This window comes from Dactylosporangium sp. NPDC000244 (assembly GCF_040300725.1).
Taxonomy (GTDB): domain Bacteria; phylum Actinomycetota; class Actinomycetes; order Mycobacteriales; family Micromonosporaceae; genus Dactylosporangium.
On the sequence record NZ_JBEPEH010000058.1, the window covers coordinates 34,293 to 52,634 of the forward strand.

At 71.8% G+C, this 18,342-nt stretch carries 17 protein-coding genes; 10 read left to right on the top strand and 7 right to left on the bottom strand.

Going from position 1 to position 18,342, the window contains the following annotated elements; all coding sequences use genetic code 11:
- Position 1 precedes the first annotated feature (1 nt).
- From ABT369_RS51700 to ABT369_RS51720, 5 genes are all read right to left on the bottom strand, one after another.
- Positions 2–1,324 carry a condensation domain-containing protein gene (locus ABT369_RS51700; protein ID WP_350624963.1) on the bottom strand — a complete coding sequence of 441 codons (1,323 nt, stop codon included), beginning with the start codon at positions 1,322–1,324 and terminating at the stop codon, positions 2–4.
- Positions 1,325–1,399: 75 nt separating this feature from the next.
- Complete coding sequence (locus tag ABT369_RS51705; protein ID WP_350624965.1) at positions 1,400–1,525, bottom strand: hypothetical protein; 126 nt, start codon at positions 1,523–1,525, stop codon at positions 1,400–1,402.
- A gap of 177 nt (positions 1,526–1,702) precedes the next feature.
- Entirely contained in the window at positions 1,703–2,326 is a 624-nt protein-coding gene (locus ABT369_RS51710) for a hypothetical protein (RefSeq protein ID WP_350624967.1), read from the bottom strand.
- Positions 2,327–2,701: 375 nt separating this feature from the next.
- Positions 2,702–2,914 carry a DUF397 domain-containing protein gene (locus tag ABT369_RS51715; protein ID WP_350624969.1) on the bottom strand — a complete coding sequence of 71 codons (213 nt, stop codon included), beginning with the start codon at positions 2,912–2,914 and terminating at the stop codon, positions 2,702–2,704.
- Between the two features lie 38 nt (positions 2,915–2,952).
- The gene (locus tag ABT369_RS51720) at positions 2,953–3,843 is read right to left on the bottom strand and encodes a helix-turn-helix domain-containing protein (RefSeq protein WP_350624971.1); all 891 of its coding nucleotides are present in this window, start codon (positions 3,841–3,843) and stop codon (positions 2,953–2,955) included.
- Positions 3,844–4,000: 157 nt separating this feature from the next.
- Between ABT369_RS51720 and ABT369_RS51725 the strand changes: the two genes are divergently transcribed.
- The 3 genes from ABT369_RS51725 to ABT369_RS51735 are packed head-to-tail and all read left to right on the top strand — an operon-like array spanning position 4,001 to position 6,867.
- A complete protein-coding gene (locus tag ABT369_RS51725; RefSeq protein WP_350624973.1) occupies positions 4,001–4,639 on the top strand; it encodes a GOLPH3/VPS74 family protein in 639 nt (212 codons plus the stop codon).
- 37 nt (positions 4,640–4,676) lie between these two features.
- Positions 4,677–6,203, top strand: coding sequence for an APC family permease (locus tag ABT369_RS51730; protein ID WP_350624975.1), 1,527 nt, complete (start codon positions 4,677–4,679; stop codon positions 6,201–6,203).
- A gap of 49 nt (positions 6,204–6,252) precedes the next feature.
- Complete coding sequence (locus ABT369_RS51735; protein WP_350624977.1) at positions 6,253–6,867, top strand: GNAT family N-acetyltransferase; 615 nt, start codon at positions 6,253–6,255, stop codon at positions 6,865–6,867.
- Between the two features lies 1 nt (position 6,868).
- Here the strand turns inward: ABT369_RS51735 and ABT369_RS51740 are convergent, their stop codons facing one another.
- Complete coding sequence (locus tag ABT369_RS51740; RefSeq protein ID WP_350624979.1) at positions 6,869–7,414, bottom strand: hypothetical protein; 546 nt, start codon at positions 7,412–7,414, stop codon at positions 6,869–6,871.
- Between the two features lie 160 nt (positions 7,415–7,574).
- On the opposite strand from ABT369_RS51740, the gene ABT369_RS51745 reads away from it, so the two are divergent.
- The 4 genes from ABT369_RS51745 to ABT369_RS51760 all read left to right on the top strand — a co-directional run bounded on the left by ABT369_RS51745 (position 7,575) and on the right by ABT369_RS51760 (position 13,989).
- Entirely contained in the window at positions 7,575–8,714 is a 1,140-nt protein-coding gene (locus ABT369_RS51745) for a type III PLP-dependent enzyme domain-containing protein (RefSeq protein WP_350624980.1), read from the top strand.
- Positions 8,715–8,769: 55 nt separating this feature from the next.
- Complete coding sequence (locus ABT369_RS51750; protein ID WP_350624982.1) at positions 8,770–11,175, top strand: penicillin acylase family protein; 2,406 nt, start codon at positions 8,770–8,772, stop codon at positions 11,173–11,175.
- Positions 11,176–11,581: 406 nt separating this feature from the next.
- Positions 11,582–13,195 (top strand): EAL domain-containing protein, encoded by a 1,614-nt coding sequence (locus tag ABT369_RS51755; RefSeq protein ID WP_350624984.1) that lies wholly within the window; start codon positions 11,582–11,584, stop codon positions 13,193–13,195.
- Between the two features lie 158 nt (positions 13,196–13,353).
- Positions 13,354–13,989, top strand: a complete 636-nt coding sequence (locus ABT369_RS51760; protein ID WP_350624986.1) for a class I SAM-dependent methyltransferase — start codon at positions 13,354–13,356, stop codon at positions 13,987–13,989.
- Here the strand turns inward: ABT369_RS51760 and ABT369_RS51765 are convergent.
- Positions 13,958–14,839, bottom strand: coding sequence for a diacylglycerol/lipid kinase family protein (locus ABT369_RS51765; protein WP_350624988.1), 882 nt, complete (start codon positions 14,837–14,839; stop codon positions 13,958–13,960). The genes ABT369_RS51760 and ABT369_RS51765 overlap by 32 nt on opposite strands.
- Positions 14,840–14,904: 65 nt before the next feature.
- Here ABT369_RS51765 and ABT369_RS51770 point away from each other — a divergent pair, with 65 nt between their 5' ends.
- From ABT369_RS51770 to ABT369_RS51780, 3 genes are all read left to right on the top strand, one after another.
- Positions 14,905–15,714 (top strand): SAM-dependent methyltransferase, encoded by an 810-nt coding sequence (locus ABT369_RS51770; RefSeq protein WP_350624990.1) that lies wholly within the window; start codon positions 14,905–14,907, stop codon positions 15,712–15,714.
- Complete coding sequence (locus ABT369_RS51775; RefSeq protein ID WP_350624992.1) at positions 15,711–16,160, top strand: DUF4240 domain-containing protein; 450 nt, start codon at positions 15,711–15,713, stop codon at positions 16,158–16,160. Before ABT369_RS51770 ends, ABT369_RS51775 begins: the two co-directional genes overlap by 4 nt.
- Before the next feature lie 194 nt (positions 16,161–16,354).
- Positions 16,355–18,340, top strand: coding sequence for a GmrSD restriction endonuclease domain-containing protein (locus ABT369_RS51780; RefSeq protein ID WP_350624994.1), 1,986 nt, complete (start codon positions 16,355–16,357; stop codon positions 18,338–18,340).
- Positions 18,341–18,342 lie beyond the last annotated feature (2 nt).

Consider the following 18,342-nt stretch of genomic DNA (forward strand, 5'->3'; position numbering starts at 1 on the left):
CTCACACCGCGGCGAATCGCATCGCCTGGCTCACGATCAGGTCCTCGATGCCGAACAGGAACCGCTCCATGTCGGCCCGCGGGAGGATCGCCGCGTCGGCGGTCATGGCCAGCTCCAGGCTCCCCGGCGCGTCCTGGGCGTCGAGGGCGAACGTGGTGTTGTGCCGCGGCGCGTGCTCGACCGGCCAGGACAGGGTGGTCCGCTCGCGGGCGGCGGCCAGCGGCTCGTCGCGCGGCTGGCCGTAGCCGGCGATCGGGATGAGGCCGCGCACGTCGTTGACGAAGCAGGAGTGATCGCCGGGCGACCCGAGCCCGGCGATGTCGCGGGCCAGGGCGAGCTTGTCGTAGTAGGCGTGCCGCTGCGCCGACAGCGCGGCCCCGAACGTGCGCCGGACCAGGCTCGGGAAGTCCTCGGCGGTGCCGGGCAGCAGGAGCAGGCCCTCCTGCGCGACGGTGTTCACCGCGCCCGCCATGCCCGGCAGGAAGCGGTTGTTGACCACGACCTGGAACACGGCGTCGGGCGCCCCGCCGAGCCGGGCGGCCGCGGACGCCGCGGCGGCGAGCAGCACCGCGCCCGGGTTCACCTCGAGCCCGGTCGCGACCCGGTCGAGCGACAGGGCGAGGGCGGGGGAGTTCAGCACCGCGTTCGGGAACGTCTCGGCGGCCGGGCGCCCGGCCCGCGCCGGGAACTGGCTCGCCGGGCCCTTGGCGAGCTTGTCCAGCCACGAGCGGCGGGCGGCGGCGTCGCGGCGGCGGCCCTTGTCCGAGGTCTGGAACGCGGCCTCGTCGAGCGGCTGGGCCGGCTCCTCGCCCGCGAACGGGCGCCCGGCGGCGAGCGCGGCCGCGTCGGCGAGCAGGTTGCGCAGGCCCCAGCCGTCCGACGCGGTGTGGGACAGCGACAGGATGAGGTACCCCGCGCGCCCGCCCGCCGTCACGACCCCGGCCCGCACCGGCAGCTGCCGCTCGGCGTCGAACGGGATCGCCTGCAGCTCGTGGTAGAAGGCGTAGGCGGTCTCGGTGACGTCGGCCGGCTCGCACTCGCGCACCTGCAGCGCCACCGCGCCGTCGGCGTGCACGTCCTGCTCGAGCCGGTCGCCGTCCCAGCGCAGCGTGGTGCGCAGCGAGTCGTGCCGCAGCAGCAGTTCCCGGACGATCGCCGCGAGCCGGTCCATCGGCAGCGGCGGGTCCAGCGGCAGGCCGCCGCTCACGTTGTACCGCGCCGCGTCCTCGCCGAGCCGGCGCACCACGTCCCAGATCGCGCTCTGTCCCCAGGTGGCCGGGCCGGTGCCGGATCGTCCCCCGGCGAAGGCGATCTGCTGCTCCACGCCGAGCAGTCTCACGGATCGGCGCGGGGCTTGTCGACGCCCGGCCCGTCGCCATATACCGGTCGTCGACTCATGTCACTCCTTGATCTTCGAGCGCAGGGCCCGGAAGACGGCGATGCCGACAGTTTTGCTGTACGCGTCCGAGGGGTTCTTCAGCCACACCACGACGGTCATGTGCCCGCCGCCGACGTCGACGGTCACCGGCCCGTCTCGGGCCGGTTGAGCAGGATCACGGCCGCGCCCGAGCCCAGGATCAGGAACATCCCCGCGAGCGCACCCACGATCCACGCGATGCGCTGCCCCCTCGTCATATCGGTGATCATGCCATCTCTGGGGCCGGCGCCGGGTGCCTCGGACGGGCACCCGGCGCCGGGCCGGTCAGCGCATGGGCATGGGATTGCGCGACGGCGCCGGGGCGCGTTTGTCGCGGGCGGGCCGCACCGGGGTCGCGGCCCGCAGGAGGTGGGCGATGCCGGTGCTGCGCACGGGCACCGCGGTCCTCGTCAGGGCCGCGGCCTCCGCGCGCAGGTGCGTTGCCGTGCGGGAGCGGGACTCCAGGAGCACGGCCAGATGATCCAGCGCCACGGCCAGCCGTCCGGCGGCCTCGGGGGCGTGGCGGCGCCGGCGGCGCTCGCACTCCACGAGCTCCTCGGCCACGGCCAGGGCCGCGTCGCCCCGGCCGGCCGCGGACAGGGCCAGGGACGCGGCCAGCAGGTCCCAGTCGGGGCCGTCGTGGTCGGCGGCCCGGCGGTTGCGGCCGCCCTCGAGCAACTCGGCGACGTCGGTGGATTCGGCCCAGCGCCGCAGGGTCGTCGCGGCCTCCTCGAGCAGGGCCGCGTGCGGGGCGCCGGGGGCGAAGCCGTCCACGAGGTCGCCCAGGGCCCGGGCGAGCCGCGGTGCGTGGACGGCGGGGTTGACGGGAGTGAGGATTCGGTACGCCTGGACACGCTCGTACGGGCGGGGGTGGTCCTGCAGGAGTACCACTCGGGCCCACGTCACCATGCCGGGATCGACCAACGCATACCTCCGCGCTCGTTCGTGAGCCGCGAGCGTATGCCGGTGGATGCGCAGGTCAACAGGGCTTTTCGGTCGAGTGATCCGGATCGTTGCGTGCGGTACGATGAGGACAGTTCTACCCCTGAGCGACCCGTCTCTGGTGGTTGGGTAGAAATCGCAGATGCTGCGAAACGACGTGCTGGGCTTCCGTCAAGATACGCAATAGCATCGATGCGTTCGATTGCTGAGGACCGATGCTGAACGCATCGGCCCCCCCGCAACGCGCCGTCAGGCGTCTCGGCTCGACATGAGGGCACGGCAAAGTGCCCTTGCATACTTCAGTGACGGTGTTGGCAGCACCGGCGCTGATCTGGCATGTCGTTAGTGGGCGGAATCGAAGCTGCCGTGCTTCGTGCCGTCCACGAACGATTTCCAATCCGTGGGCGTGAATTGCAGAACGGGCCCGGCGGTGTTCTTGCTGTCGCGGACGCCGATTCTTGTGCCGGCGACCGCGACCTCCACGCAATTGGCGCCGCCGTTGCCGTTGCTGCGGCTGCTCTTACGCCAGGCCGCATGCTGAAAATTCGTAGCCATGCATCGCACACCTCCCTTCTTGACGGACTCCTCGGCCGTCAGAGGTCGTCGAGCAGGCGCTGGATCATGCCGGTCGACTCCTCCGGCGTGAGTGCTCTGGTGCTGAGGCGCTCGAACTCGACCCGATAACGCTTGACCTCTGCAGGCTGCTCCTCGTAGTAGTCCCCTGCAAGCCCTTCGAGGTACACGACATCCAGGTGGGCGACGTCAGGGAACTCCAGCAGTGCGACCGAACCGCCCAGGAACGCGTGCTCGCCGGCGCCGTACGGCAACACCTGCAGCGTGACGTTGGGCTGCCCGGCGGCCTCGATGAGGCGGCGCCACTGCCCGGCCATGACCTCCGCGCCGCCGATCATCCGGCGCACCACGGACTCGTCCACGATCGCCCACAGGGTCAGCGGCGAGGGCCCGGTCAGGCGCCGCTGCCTGGTCCTGCGCAGCTCGACGCGGCGGTCGTTGGCGGCCTGCGGGTCGTGGCTGCGGCCGCTGCCGAAGAGCGCGCGCATGTAGGGCTCGCTCTGCAGCAGCCCGGGCAGCACGATGGGCTCCCAGACCTTCGCGGAGGAGGCGTCGGCCTCCATCCCGACGAAGTTGCCCGGGCGCATGACGTCCTTGTAGTCGGTCCACCAGCCGCGCTGGCGGGCCAGGCGGGCCAGGGTCATGAGGGCGTCGCGGTACTCGCTGTCGGCCACCCCGTACAGCGTCAGCAGATCGTTGACGTCCCGCGGGGTGACCGGAACGCGCGCGTTCTCGATACGGGTGACCTTGGCCGAGTGCCACTCGAACTGGCGGGAGACCGCCTCCTGGGTGAACCCCGCGTCCTCGCGGCACTTCTTCAACTCGGCGGCGAGCCGACGGCGGCGCAGCGTGGGCCCCTCATCGATCGCCGCCGGCAGCTCATCGGGTGTTCTGGTGGTGTCCGTCTGCACGCTGGTGATCCTAAACAATTTGGCGTTCGCCGATACTCCGAGTCTAGTACTCGTTGCACTACGCGCAGTGCTTGGTACATGATGCTGGGGACATCGAGGATGAACCTCCATTCATTCATGATCTCCTTTTGCCTAGTGCCGGGGAGCGTGATTTGTCGTGCTTGCCAACAGCTACTACCTCATTGCCCACGACGATCGGACCGGCCGTTCCCGGCTGCACCCAAGGGCGACCGGGCTCGGCCTCGCGGCGGGGCTGCTCGGCGAGCTGATGCTCTTCGGCCGGCTGCGCGCCATGACGGGCGACCTCTACGTGGTCAGCCACGAACCACCGGGCGACTCGCTCTCCCATACGCTGCTCGACCTGCTCGTCGCCCAGCCGCAGCACAAGGAGATCCGCACCTGGCTGGCGTATCTCTCGCAGGACGCGGCCGACCAGGTCGGTGAGCGGCTGCTGCGGGCGGGCGTGGTCGAGCCCGTCACCAAGCGGAAGCTGCTCAGTGCCCAGACCCTCTACATGCCGGTCAGCCCCGACCAGCGCAACGCCGCGGCCTGGGAGTCCATCCGCCTCGCCGAGGCGCTCGGCCGGCGCCGGTCGATGAACCTCTCCGACCGCGTGCTCGTGGCACTGGTCGTGGCGACCGGACTGACCCGCTACGTGTTCTTCAGCCCCCAGCAGCAGCGCGACTGCATGCAGGCGATGCCGGGGATCCTCAGCTCGCTCCCGGACGACCTCGTCCAGCTCGTGCAGTACACCGAGGCCGCGGTGGGTTCAGCCCTCGCCGCCGGTCGCCGGTGAGCCCAGGCGACGTCCCGCTCAAGGAGAGACGAAGACTATGGCGCGTACGACCCTGACCGGGCCCGACATCGTCGCGCGCGGGCTGGCCAACAACCGGCTCGGCGTGCCGTCGGTGGTGTTCTTCGGCGTCGCCGGAGCCGCCCCGCTGACGGTGATCCTCGGCTCGATCTCGACGATCTACGCCGTCGTCGGCAACACCGCCGTTCCCCTCGTGTACTTCGTGGCCGCCGCCATCCTGTCCCTGTTCACCGTCGGCTTCGTGGCCATGAGCCGGCACATCGTCAACTCCGGCGCCTTCTACAGCTACATCAGCCACGGGCTGGGCCGCATGGTCGGGGTCGCGGCGGCGTTCATCGCGCTGCCCGCCTACGCCGCCATGCAGATCGGCCTGCTCGGCCTCTTCGGGGTGGTCGCCTCGAGCATCCTCGCGGCCAGCGGGGTGCAGGCGAGCTGGTTCGTGTGCGCGATCGTGGGCTGGTTCCTCGTGGCGATCCTCGGCGTGCTGTGGGTCGACCTGAGCGGCAAGGTCCTCGCGGTGCTGCTCACCGTCGAGATCACCATCGTGCTGATCTACGACTTCGTGATGCTGGCCCACCCGCACGGCGGCCGGACCGACTTCGCCCCGCTCAACCCGCAGCAGCTGGCCACCCCCGAGGTGGTCGCGATGCTGGTGCTGGCGATCGCGGGCTTCGTCGGCTTCGAGGCCACCGTCGTGCTCTCCGAGGAGGCCAAGGACCCGAAGCGGACCATCGGGCGGGCGACGCACTGGGCCGTGATCCTGCCCGGCCTGCTGTGCGGGGTCTCCGCGTTCGCCATGTCGACCAACGCCGGCGACATCGTGGGCGCCGCGCGGGCCGACACCACGAACCTGGTGTTCAACCTGGTCACGCCGTACGTCCCCGAGGCGCTGGTCAACATCGGCTACATCCTGTTCCTGACCAGCGTGTTCGCCGCGATGCTGGCCTTCCACACCTCGGTGACCCGATACCAGTTCGCCCTCGGCCGCGAGCGCGTGCTCCCGCGGATCTACGGCTCCGCGCACCCCCGCACCGGCGCGCCGATCGCGGGCTCGCTGACCCAGAGCGTCATCGCGCTCGTCGTGCTGATTCTGTACTTCGTGACGCACACCGACCCGCTCGTGCACCTGTTCGCGTGGATGACCGTCGTCGGCGGCCTCGGCGTGCTGATCCTCATGTGGGCCACGTCGGCCGCGGTGATCGGCTTCTTCCTGCGCAACCGCCGCCGGGAGAACGTCTGGCGCGCCCGCATCGCCCCGATCACGGCGTTCCTGCTGCTGTCCATCGTGCTCGCGGCGACCGTGATCGGCCTCGGGCAGCTGCTGCAGGTGCCCGCCGACTCGCCGTTCAACTGGCTGTTCCCCACGATCTACGCACTCTGCGCCCTCTTCGGCATCGGGTGGGCCGCGATCATGCGCGGCTCGCGGCCGGATGCCTACGCCGGGATCGGCCGCGGCACCGAGGGCTTCGTGGCGGCGGAGAGCGTCTTCGGCCGGCCCACGAGGCCGCACCGGGTCACCGCCGACGTCGCGCACCACGCGGCCTAGCACCGTCCACTGTGGATATCTCGGCCGTTCGTCTCGGGAGAGGATGCACATGACGCACGCCATTGCGGACGTGGTCGTTCGCGACATCGATCCGGTGGGCCCCGAGGAGGTCACCGAGGTGCTCGTGAAGGCGATGAGCGACGGCGCGGTCGCGCGCTGGCTCATGCCGGATGACGGTCTGCGGCGCGAGTCGAGCCCGGAGTACTTCGCGATCTTCGCCGAGCACGCGCTGCGCCACGGCGAGGTGTACGCCAGCGTCGACCCCATCGACGGCAAGCTCTCGGGGGTCGCGCTGTGGTTCCCGCTGACCCGGGCCATCCCGTCGCCGGTCGACTACGACAGCCGGCTCAAGGAGGTCACCGGCCCCGCGTTCGACCGCGTCTGCGAGCTCGACGCGGCGCTGGAGGCCAAGCACCCGCTCGGGCCGCACCACTATCTGGCGTTCGTGGCGGTGCGGCCCGATCGGCAGAACCTCGGCATCGGCAGCGCGCTGCTGGCGAGGCACCACGCCCGGCTCGATCGGGCGGGCCTCCCGGCATACCTGGAGGCCAACGACCCGCGCAACCGCGAGCTGTACCTTCGCCACGGCTACGAGAGCCGCCCGCCGGTGCTGTTGCCGGACGGGCCGCCCGTGTGGCCGATGTGGCGCGAGCCGATGCTCTAGCTCACGCCGACGGGAACTCGTAGAGCCAGTACTGCTGTTCGTCCATCTTCTGGGCCTTCACGTCGCCCGAGAGCCGGTGCAGCATCAGCCGGACGACGCGGGACATGTGGCGTGCCTCGTCGGTGCGGGAGCAGAAGTCGAGTGCGATGAGGCCGTTCTGCGCGGCCGCGGTCAGGTACATCTGCGTGACCAGTTCGCCGAAGGCGGTGGCCGCCCGGGCGTCGGCCTGGGTGGCCACGAAGCCGCAGTACCAGATGCGCCCCTCGCGGTAGTGCTCCGGCCAGCGGCGCTCGAAGTACGGTGGCGAGATCAGTGGCACCGCGTCGAGCTGGTTGGTGTAGATCGACATGCCCCGGACCGTGTCGTCGTCGTCCAGGCACAGGTACTTGTCGACCCGGGGGTCGTCCATCACGGCGTCGAACTCGTTGCGGAACATGAGGTGGCGCTGAACCGCCAGCGCGTTGAGCTCGGCGAATGCCTCCGAGTAGAGTCTCCAGGCCTCTTCTCGCAGCTCGCCCTGCACCAGATCGACAATCTTGACGTTCATGTCGAGCACTCCGATCGCCGTCGGCTGGGCACGTCGTTGGTCCCGTGAACTGGAGTCGATCAACTTTTTTCGATCGATTGTGTATTGAGAGTAGTCCAAGAGTCACGTTGTGCAATATGGTGCTCTCAATCCGTCGCCATCTGCGATCTCGGGAGGGTCCATGGACCGCCTCGACGCCTTCCCGCCGTCCCCTGAGCTCGTCATCGACCTCGATCGGGTGGCCGCCGCCTACCGCGGGTTCGCGTCCGCGCTGCCCGGCGTGGACGTGCACTACGCGATGAAGTGCAACCCGCACCCGGAGATCCTCGCGCTGCTGCACGCCCTCGGGGGCCGCTTCGAGATCGCCTCCGCCGCCGAGCTCGACGCCCTCGCCGGCATCGGGGCGGACCCGGCGCTGGTGCTGTCGAGCAATCCGGTCAAGCCGCTCGCGCACATCGCCCGGCAGTCCGCGGCCGGCGTGTGGCGCTTCGCGGCCGACTCCGAGGACGAGCTGGACAAGCTCGCCGTCGCCGCGCCCGGTGCCGCCGTCGTGGTGCGCCTGGCCGCGCACCAGATCCGCAGCGGCGTGCCCAGCGAGGGCAAGTTCGGCGTCGACGCCCGGCACGCCGTGGCCCTCCTGCTCGCCGCGCGCGAGCGCGGGCTGCGCCCGTACGGGGTCGCCTTCCACGTCGGCTCGCAGATGCTGCTGCCGCACGCGTGGCGGGCTCCGCTGCGGGCCGTCGGGTACGTGATGTACGAATTGGCCGCCGAAAATGTCTTTTTGCACATGGTGAATCTTGGCGGCGGATTTCCCGCGCGGTACGCCGGAAAGATTCCGCCCCTGGCCGACTATGGCGCGACCATCGGCGCCGGGCTGGCCGAGCTGCCGTATCCGGTGCAGGCCGTCTGCGAGCCCGGCCGGGCGCTCGTGGCCGAGGCCGGGCGGCTGCGCGCGACCGTGATCGGCATCGCGGTCCGCGGCGGCCGGCGCTGGGCGCACCTCGACGTGGGCGCGTTCAACGGGCTCATGGAGAGCCTGGAGACCGGCAACCAGCTGCGCTTTCCCGTCTCCGACTCGCGCGGGGGCGCGACCCGCGACCGGTTCCACCTCACCGGGCCGACCTGCGACAGCCAGGACACGATCATGCTCGACGTCGAGCTGTCCGCGGAGCTGCGGGCCGGCGACCAGGTGTACCTCGGCAGCACGGGGGCGTACACCACCGTCTATGCATCGAGATTTAACGGATTCGATGCCCCTGCGGTGCGTTGTGTGACTGGTGTGGCCATTGAAACCAGTGATGACGCTGCGTACTGTGGTTGACGCGCACGGTTTTTGTGATCTTCCCCGTATTGGTGTTCTTCACGACGGAGGAAATGTGTCCGCAACCCGCCGGGTCGTCATCGCGCTCGCCGCCGCGGCGCTGTTAGCCCCAGCCGCCGTCGTCGCCACCGCGGGACCGGCCGCGGCGGCCGCCGACGCGGTCGCCGCCGGCGGGTACTCCGCCGTCATCAAGCGCACCTCCTACGGGGTGCCGCACATCAGCGCCGCGAACCTCGGCTCCGTCGCCTTCGGGCAGGCGTGGGCCTACGCCGAGGACCGCTTCTGCGACCTCGCCGACCAGATCGTCAAGGTGCGCAGCGAGCGCTCCCGCTACTTCGGCCCGGGCGCCGACGACGCCAACCTGGCCACCGACTTCGCCTACGCCTCGCTCGGGGTCGTCGACCGCGCCCAGGCCCAGCTCGCCACGCTGAACGCCGACGAGCGCGACATGGTCAACGGCTACGTCCGCGGGTACAACGCCTTCCTGGCGAGCCGGACCGCCGCCCGGGTGCCGGGCTGGTGCGCGGGGCAGCCGTGGGTGAAGCCCATCAGCGCCGTGGACCTGCTCGCCTACGACCGCGACATCGCCCTGCTCGCCAGCGGCGGCGCGCTGCTGCTGCCGATCGCGGCCGCCACGCCGCCGTCGACCGCCGCGCTGGCCGTGTCCAAGCGGCAGGTCCAGGACGACGTCGCGGAGCTGACCGGGCAGAGCAAGTCGCTGTCGAGCAACGGCTGGGCGCTGGGCGCGGACAAGTCCCAGACCGGCAAGGGCATGCTCGTCGGCAACCCGCACTTCCCGTGGGAGGGCGAGCTGCGCTTCTGGGAGTCGCAGCTGACGGTGGCGGGCAACGTCAACGTGTACGGCGCGAGCCTCGGGGGCCTGCCGGGCGTGCAGATCGGGTTCACCGACAAGGTCGCGTGGACGCACACGATCGCGGCCGGCTCGCGGTACACCTTCTACTCCGTGAACCTCGTGCCGGGGCAGCCCACGAAGTACACCGTGGACGGCGCCACCGAGTCGATGACCGGCAAGTCCGTCACCGTCAAGGTGAAGCAGGCCAACGGGTCGCTGCAGAACGTGACCCGCACGATGTGGTCCACGCGCTACGGGCCGGTGCTCGACCTGTCCGCCATCGACCCGTCGCTGGGCTGGAACGAGTACTCCGCGATCACCTACCGCGACGCCAACATCGACAACGACAAGCTCATCCGCACGTGGCTGAACATGGCCCGGGCCACCGACGTGAACGGCCTGAAGGCCTCGATCGCCGCGAACCAGGGCATCCCGTGGGTGAACACGATCGCGACGGACTCCTCCGGCAACGCGTTCTACGTCGACTCCTCGCCGACGCCGAACCTCTCGCCGGCCTCGATCGCCGAGTGGTCGGGCAACCCGCTGGGCCTGCTCGACGGCAGCAACTCGGCCAACGCCTGGGTCGCCGCGCCGGGCGCCCGCTCGCCGGGGCTGGTGCCCTTCGCCCGGCAGCCGCAGCTGACCCGCCGCGACTACGTGTTCAACTCCAACGACAGCCACTGGGTGCCCAACGCCGGGCAGTTCCTGACCGGCTTCACGCCGCTGCAGGGGCCGGAGGGCGCGCCGCTGACGGTCCGCACGCGGCAGAACGTCAAGCTCATCACCAGCCAGGCCAAGTTCGACCTGGCCGGCCTCGGCACCACGATCCTGTCCGGTGACACGTACACGGCGGCGCAGCTGGCCGCGTACACCGTGAGCGCCTGCCAGGCCCGCGGCCACACGCCGGTGGTCGTGGACGGCACGCCGGTCGACGTCAGCGCCGGCTGCTCGGTGCTGGCCGCCTGGGACAAGCAGTTCGAGCTCGCCGGCCGCGGGGCCGTGCTGTGGCGCGAGACCGTGGGCGCCGTGGTCGCGGCGAACCCGGGCGCGCTGGACGAGGCCGGGCCGCTCTTCGGGACCGCGTTCAACCCCTCGGACCCGGGCCGCACCCCGCGCGGCGCCCCCGCCTCGCCCGACGGGCTGCTGGCCGGGCTGGCCCGGGGCATGCAGCGGATGCGGGCGGTCGGGCTGGCGCTCAACGTGCCGATGTCGCAGGTGCAGTACACGATCAAGAACGGCCAGAAGATCCCGGTGCCCGGGTCGACGGAGAACATCGGCAGCGCGAGCATGGCGCAGTACGAGCCCGCGCCCGGCACGTCGCTGGAGCCGTTCATGGACCCGGGGACCTTCGTGCCGGGCAGCGACCTGACCGACAAGGGCTACGTCGTCAACTACGGGACCAGCTTCCTGCTGACCCTCGCCTACACCAGCAGCGGCCCGTCGGCCAAGTGCATCCTCACGTTCGGGGAGTCCGGGGACCGCTCGTCGCCGCATTACACGGACCAGACGCAGCTGTACTCCCAGAAGCGCCTGCGTGACTGCTCGTACTCGACCGCGGCCGTCAACGCCGACACCCAGTCGGTCGAGGTGATCGCCGCGACCGCCTGACCCGCTCGTCCGTCCTGCTCCGGCCGGTGCCCGCCCCCGCGGGTGCCGGCCGGGGCGTGCCGGCTCGACTGCGGAGCGTCGCTCCTCTGTGGACGGTCGTACGGTCACGGTAGTCGCTCGGATGCGGACTGTCCGGTTGGACTTGCGTTGGTCTCCGGTTCCGTTTGTGTTGGGCCGTGTTCGGTCGCGTGAGCTTGATCTCGTTCGATGGGCTCGGAGCGCTCCGGGCTGGTCAGGGACTTGATCTCGGCGCGCGGGGCTGACCTGCACCGCTGGTTTTGACGGTGGGCGAGGGACTAGGGTGTGCGGGGGAGCGGGGCACATGGCGGTGTCGAGCCGGGAGGTTGGCATGCAGGCCCAAGACCGGCCGAGTGTTCCTCCCGCACCCACCGCCTCGTCACCCTCCGTGTCTGTTCCGGCACCCGCGCCGCTGCGGCCCTCGTCCTTCCGTTCCCGCGTCAGCCGCACGCTGGCGTCCCGCAACGTGCTGCGCGCCCGGCTCGGCCCGGCGGCGACGGCCGCCCCGACGATCGGACTCGAGGACGACACCGTGGAGGTCACCCCGCTGGGCATGCTGGAGACGCCCGTCGTCACCCGCACCTCGGTCCTGGAGCTGGCCGGCCTGCAGCAGGTTCTCGACACCGACACCGACACCGACACCGACACCGTCGCGCCTTCGGCGGACGCGGCCGGCGACGCCGAGCGCACGGCCGATCCGGCGGGCGGGCCCGGTGCCCGGTGGTGGTCGCGCGGCGGGACCGTCGGCGGGGCGCCATGGCTGGCCTCGCGGGGCGGCGCGGCCGACGGGGTCGTGGACTGGGCCGTGCGCGACGGGGCCTGGACGATCGAGCGGGTCCTCGCCGAGCGGGCGGTCACGCCGCTGTTCCAGCCCATCGTGGAGCTGGCCGGGCTGCGGCCGATCGGGGTCGAGGCGCTCTCGCGCGGCCCGGCCGGGTCGGGGCTCTGGCGGGCCCGGGACCTCTTCGCCGCGGCCGTCGCGGCCGGGCGGCTGGCCGAGCTCGACGCGCTGTGCGCGGAGCGGGCCCTCGAGACCGCCCGCGCCGCCGACGCGCCCCCGCCGCTCGTCTTCGTCAACGCCGAGCCCGCCGTCATCAACCAGCCGCTGTCCGCGCGGGTGCGGGAGCTCATGACGGACGCGCCGTTCCGGATGGTCCTCGAATACACCGAGCGCGCGCTCTCGGCCCACCCCGCCGCGCTGCTCCAGCTCGCCGCGACCGTGCAGGCCCACGGGCACTGCCTCGCGCTCGACGACGTCGGCGCCGACCCGATGTCCCTGGCCTTCCTGCCGCTGCTGGAGCCGGAGGTCGTCAAGCTCGACCTGCAGCTGCTGCGCGCGCCGCACGCGCCGCGCACCGTCGAGGTGGTGGCCGCGGTGAACGCGGTCGCCGAGCAGACCGGGGCGCTCATCGTGGCCGAGGGGATCGAGACGCCGCAGGACCTCGCCAACGCGCGGGCCCTCGGCGCGCACTGGGGCCAGGGGCTGCTGTTCGGCGAGCCGGCCCCGCTGCCCGAGCACGCCGGGCGGTTCGTGCCGGCGCCCCGCCTGCGCAAGTCGCGGCCGGACGTGCACCTGCCCGCCGGGACGCCGTTCGAGGCGGCCGCGGCCCGGGGCAAGACCCGCGCCGCCACGCCCGACGCGTTCGCGGCGCGGCTCGACCACGTGCTGCGGCGGGCCGGCAACGGCGCCGTCGTCCTGGCCACGTGCACCGACGCGGACACCGCGCGGTCGTGGCTGCCGTCGCTGACCGGGCTCGCCGAGCGGGCCGCGTTCGTCGGGCTGGTCGCGCCGCTGCACCCGGCCGCCGTCGGGCCCGGGGTGCGGTTCGCGCAGGGGCCGGGGGCCGCCGTCGAGGAGTGCGCGCTCATCGTCGTCGCGCCCCGCTACACCGCGGCCGTCTGTGGCCGGGGCTCGCACTCGGCGATGGAGTTCGCGCACACGGAGGACGGGGCGCTGGTCGCCGAGATGGCGCGGATCGTGCTGCAGCAGCTTCCGCGTTAGCGTCGTCCTTGCTCCCCACGGAGGCCGGGATTTCTGGCGGGAGCGACGGTCCGCAGCTGACGCGGGCCCGAGCGGAAATCCGCCGCAACGCACCGCGGGCCGTTCGTGCGGTCCACTGTGGACGCCGATCCGGGGCCGCGCTGTGCGAGAGTGGTCGGATGAGCGAGTGGACGCGGTGGCACGAGGCGTACGACGTTCCCGGCTCGGCGCTCGCCGTGCGGCTCGGGATCGTCATCCGGCGCGTGGCGGAGGCCCTCGACGGGCGGGCCCCCGGGCCGGTGCGGCTGGTCAGCATGTGCGCCGGCCAGGGGCGGGACGTTGCCGGGGCGCTCGACGGGCACCCGCGCCGCGCCGACGTCACCGGGCGGCTCGTCGAGCTCGACGCCGACAACGCCGCCGTCGCGCGGGACCTGCTCGCCGGGACGGCGCTCGAGGTCGTGCGGGGCGACGCCGGGGACAGTGCGGCCTATGCGGGGGCCGTGCCCGCCGACGTCGTGCTCGTCTGCGGGGTGTTCGGCAACATCACCGACGACGACATCCGCGCCACGATCGCGGCGCTGCCCGAGCTGTGCGCGGCGGGCGCGCGGGTGATCTGGACCCGGCACCGCCGCGCGCCCGACGTCACCGCCGGCATCCGGCGATGGTTCGCCGAGGCCGGGTTCCGCGAGGTCGCCTTCGACTCGCCGGGCGAGCTCGAGATCGGGGTCGGCGTGCACGAGCTGGCGGTGCCGCCGCGCCCGCACACCGGCCCGCGGCGGCTGTTCACCTTTGTTCCGCGGGCACCGCGAGGGTGACGGCGCCGGGCACCGCCTCGGCCTCCACGCGCTTGACCCGCTTGCGGGCCCCGCCGTCGAGCTCCAGGAGGACGGGCTCGGCGAACTCGGCGTACACCTTCCGCGCGCTGCCCATCCGCACGAACTTCGACCGGTCCGTGCGCCCGGTCGCCATGACCCCGACCGTGCGCGCCCACTGCAGCGCCCCGCGCGCGGTGGTCACGCCGACCTCCAGCCGGCCGTCGAACGGGCTCGCGTCGTCGAACGCCTTGATCCCGCCCGAGATCGTGCCGATGTTGCCCATGAGCAGGCACGTCGAGGGGCCCTCGAACCACGGCTCGTCGTCGAGGTGCACGATCGTGTGCACCGGGGCGTCGCGCACGTGGCGCAGCGCGGTGCGCACATAGGCGAAGCGGCCGGCCTGGCGCTTGAGCCGGCGGTCGGCGTCCTCGATCATCGCGGCGTCGAAGCCGGCCCCCGCCATCACCGCGAAGTGCTCGCCGTCGATGCGGCCCAGGTCGTACCGCCTGCGCTCGCCGTGCAGCCCGATCTCCACGGCCTCGCGGATGTCGCGGGGGATGCGCAAAGCCGAGGCGAACAGGTTCGCGGTGCCGGCCGGGATGATGGCGACCGTGACGCCGGTGCCCGCCACCGCGTCGACGCAGTGCTGCACCATGCCGTCGCCGCCCCACACGAACACCAGGTCCGCACCGGCGTCGACGGCCTTGCGGACCTTTTTGGGGGCCTTCTTGCTCTTCGGTACCGTATGCCAGCCGACCTTGCCGGCCCCGGCCCGGTCGAGCTCGCGCCGCAGCTCGTCGAGCCCGCCCCCGAGCGTCTTCTTCCGGTGTGCCACCACCACGATCGTCACGCCGCGAACGTACCCATCGGCGACATTGACCAATCGTGCTCACCGATGGCTACGATGGTGGCCTGATGGACACCACGGACGACGCCCGGACGCGCATCGACACCACCGTCGCGCACCCGGCCAGGCGATACAACTACTGGTTGGGCGGCAAGGACCACTTCGCCGCCGATCGGGCCTCCGGCGACGCGATCGCGGCCGCCATGCCCGGCGTCAAGCTCATGGCGGTGGAGAACCGCGCCTTCATGGGCCGCGCCGTGCGATACCTCGCCGAGCAGGGCATCCGGCAGTTCCTCGACGTCGGCACCGGCATCCCGGCGCCGAACAACACCCACGAGATCGCGCAGGCCGTCGACCCGTCCAGCCGCGTGGTCTACGTGGACAACGACCCCATCGTGCTCACCCACGCGCGGGCGCTGCTGACCAGCGCGCCGGGCGGCACGAACGCCTACATCGACGGCGACCTGCGCGAGCCCGACGCGATCCTGAAGCACCCCGACCTGACCGGCACCCTGGACCTGTCCAAGCCGGTCGGCCTGCTGCTCGTCGCGGTCCTGCACTTCATCCGCGAGGACGAGCACCCGCAGGAGATCGTCGACAAGCTCACCGCCGCCCTCGCCCCCGGCAGCTACCTGGTCGCGTCCCACGCCACCTGGGAGTTCCTGCCCGACGAGGCCATCGCGACGCTGAGCGCCAACAACGCCGACGGCCGCTTCCAGGCCCGCACCGGCGCGCGCTTCGCCGAGCTGCTGTCGGCCTTCGAGCTGGTCGAGCCGGGCATCGAGTCGGTCGCCTACTGGCACGCCGCCGACGTCCCCGGCCCGCGCCCGCCGGCCGAGGAGGTCGCCTGCCACGGTGCCGTGGCCCGCATCCGGTGACGCTGCCGGACCCGCACTTCTGGGACCTGTTCGACGGCATCCCCTTCTGCGACGCGGACGCCCTGGCCGCGCGGCTGGCCCAGCGCCCGGCCGAGGGCATCGCCGACTTCGAGCGGTCCCTGCACGCGCTCGTGCGCTCCAGCAACACCAGCGACCTGCTGGCCGCCTGCGTCGTGGTGCACAGCGGCGGCTTCTCCGACGACTCCTGGCTGCACTTCCGCCTCTGGCTGATCGGCCAGGGCCGCGAGACCTTCACCGGCGTGCTGCGCGACCCCGACGCCGTCGCCGGGATCCCGGACATCATCGCCTTCGCCGCGGGCCGGCGGCCGTACCCGCACTACCCGGAGCTGCTGACCGTGGCCGAGCGGGCGTACGACCTGATGGTGGCCCGAGTCCCGGCCGAGCTCGCCGAGCTGCCCGACCTGAGGGAGCTCTTCTCGCGCTGAGGCCGGGCGGCGACATGTCGGACGCTCCGCGATCCGACATGTCGGATTTTTCGCCTGCCGGGCGGCATCTGGTGATCCTGGCAACGGACGCGGAATGCAACGTCGTTCGGCCCGAAATCCGTGCCGGACCATCCGTCCCGACAAGCGCGACCGGGCGCTACCGTGCCCGCCGCCCCGCGGGAAGGATCGCTGCCATGCATATCGACCGGGCGACCCTGCATGTCAGTGAGCTGATGCGGCAGATCTCGCGCACCGAGATCCGGCTGCCGGAGCTGCAGCGCAGCTACGTCTGGCGCCCGACGCAGGTCGCCAAGCTGGTCGACTCGCTGTATCACGGCTTCCCGTTCGGCTCGCTGCTGTTCTGGCAGTCCGACGAGGCCCCGGCCACGCGGGAGCTCGCGGTCACCGGGGTCGCGGAGCAGCCGGTCCAGCCGCCGCTCTACCTCCTCGACGGCCAGCAGCGGCTGACCTCCCTGCACCGGGTCTTCCACGACCACCCCGAGGCCCAGATCGTCTTCCACGTCGAGAAGGAGCGGTTCCAGAACCAGAGCGCCGCAACGCAGGCGGATCCGAGCTGGATCAAGGTGTACTCGCTGCTGCGGCGCGACGAGTCGCTCGTCTCGTTGATCAAACGTCTGCGGGCCGCGGGCTGCCAGCTCGACGAACTGGAGATCGAGACGCGCGTGGGCGCGGTCCGCTCGCTCGGGGACCGGACCTTCCACGTCGAGACGCTGCGCGAGTGCGGGTACCAGGAGGTCTCCGAGATCTTCGTGCGGGTCAACAGCGCGGGCCGGCACCTCAGCCGGGCCGACCTGGCGATGTCCACGCTCTCGGCCAAGTGGCCCGGCGTGCTGGACAAGTTCCAGAAGGAGGCGGGTCACTGGCAGCGCGCGGGCTACGGCGACCTCGACGTGGAGTTCCTGGCCCGGGCCTTCGCGGGCGTACTGTTCGGCGGCGGCATGTCCTCCTGGTCGGTGAACGATCTCAGCCGGGTCGGCGAGGCGGACCTGGCCAAGGCGTGGGAGACGGTGCAGCGCGGCCTGCGGCACCTGGTCCCGCTGCTGAAGGCGAACCTCAGGCTCGCCCGGTCCGGCCCGCTGCCCTCGCTCGTGGCGCTGATCCCGCTCATCGTCCTGCTCGGCGAGCGCCCCGACGGGCCGATGGAGCGGCAGACCGCCGACGCGCTGCTCTACTGGCTGCTCATCGCGACGATCCGGGCCCGCTACTCGACGTCCTCCGACACCAATCTGGCCCGCGACATCCAGGCCGCCCGCAAGCCCGAGCCGGCCCGGGAGCTGCTGCGCAACCTCGGCGTGCTGCAGGCCGTGCCCAGCATCACCGCGGAGTCCCTGGCCGGCCGGTCGAAGGAGAGCCCGTACTTCTTCCTGAGCCTCCTCGTCGCCCAGCGCAACGGCGCCCGCGACTGGTGGTACGCGACCTCGATCATGCCGGGGGAGAGCGACGACTTCCAGCTGCAGTACCACCACGTCCACCCCGTGGCCACGCTCGACCGCTACGACAAGGGCGAGATCAACGACCTGGCCAACCTCGCCTTCATCTCCCGCAAGGCCAACCTGAAGATCAGTGACCGCTCGCCCGTCGACTACTTCCCGAGCGTCGAGGCGGACACGCTCCAGGCCCACTACATCCCGCTGGACGAGGACCTGCGCGCCGCGGCGGCGTTCCCCCGGTTCCTCGCGCAGCGGCGGCGGCTGCTGGCCGAGGCGATGACCGACCTGCTCGCGTCGTTCCGCCCGAAATGGCTCGACCAGGCCCTGCCGAGCGGGCCGGCCACGACGAGCGACGGCTACAAGCTCACCATGGTGCTGTACGGCAGCGCCTGGATTCCCGGCCGGCTGCTCTTCCGCGCCTCCGGCGCCGGCGTGCAGTGGTCGGGCACGACCGAGATGGAGGACTTCGCGGCCGCGATCGAGGCGGCCTGCACCGAGGGCCGGGACGGCGACGTGGAGATCAACGGCGAGTCGGTGCCGGTGCAGGTGCTCGAGGACGCGATCGAGGTGCCGATCGGGCCGTTCGTCGTCTCCGGTACCGCGCAGGAGTGGACGGACATCATCGAGCGGGAGCGGGCGTCCATGCGCTCGGTGGCGCACCTGCCGGCGGTCGACGAGAAGCCGTGGGCCGGCGAGCGGATCGCGCTGCCGGCCAGCAGCACCGACTAGCT